Source organism: Candidatus Paracaedibacter symbiosus, assembly GCF_000757605.1.
GTDB lineage: Bacteria > Pseudomonadota > Alphaproteobacteria > Paracaedibacterales > Paracaedibacteraceae > Paracaedibacter_A > Paracaedibacter_A symbiosus.
Genome location: NZ_JQAK01000043.1, coordinates 1 through 918 on the forward strand (window position 1 = coordinate 1; position 918 = coordinate 918).

The window sequence follows — 918 nt, forward strand, 5'->3', positions numbered from 1 at the left end:
GCTAGCCTTAAATATTACTCCTATCAAGATTGGGGGGCTCTTAGATTCATCTAATCATCAATCTTTTTAACGCCGTGTTCAATTTTTAAGAAAAAAAAGGGTCGTTAATAACGTCTTGATAAGGATTTTTACGTATTTCTCTGGGCTATGTCCTTAGGCATTTTCTGGCACCTATTCACATGACCAGGTTGCCTGAGACACGAGACAAGCCCAGGGATATCCGTGTAGGTGCTACTCTTGCAACTCATCAATGGTTTAATCTTTTATGGGTGAATTCCCTCAGCTTGCTGCGAAAAACATAAATTTCTTTCTTAGAGTGATACCCGGTCCGCTTGTGGCAGGGTGTCCTTCATTCAATCGCTTCAGTTTGTCATGATCTGCTTCAATAAGGTTATTAAGGTATTTGATCTGTTGATGCTCAAGGTCTTGAGGACAGACACCTTCGTCCTTTAACTCTTTAATGGCAACAGAGTAAGTGGTGGCTTTATCTGTTATTAATTTTACTCGGAATCTCCCATTCCTTAAACTTCCTTAAAGCCTTTGAAAGAAATCGTTTAGCCGCATTCACGTTTCTTGTGGACGAAAGATAGAAATCTATAGTACGCGCTCGTTTATCAACAGCTCGATAAAGATGAGCCCATTTGCCTTTTACCTTTACGTAAGTTTCATCAACTCTCTAGCTTATCCTAGTCCTGGTTTCCAATACCATCTGAGGCGCTTTTCAAGTTCAGGAGCATATTGAATAACCCACCGATAAAGAGTTGAGTGATCAATCTCAATACCCCGTTCTTCCATCATCTCTTTAAGATCAGGATAGCTAATACCATACTTACAGTACCACCTCACATAAATATCTTCCTAAAAATGCCGCCACTTAAAATCTTTCATCCAATAATTCCGTGCTTTTTAGAAATCCTG

The 918-nt window shown here is 39.7% G+C and carries 1 pseudogene; it reads right to left on the bottom strand.

The window, feature by feature from the left end:
- Positions 1–354: 354 nt before the first annotated feature.
- Positions 355–852: pseudogene (locus IG80_RS16450) on the bottom strand (IS6 family transposase); the annotation flags it as partial.
- Positions 853–918 lie beyond the last annotated feature (66 nt).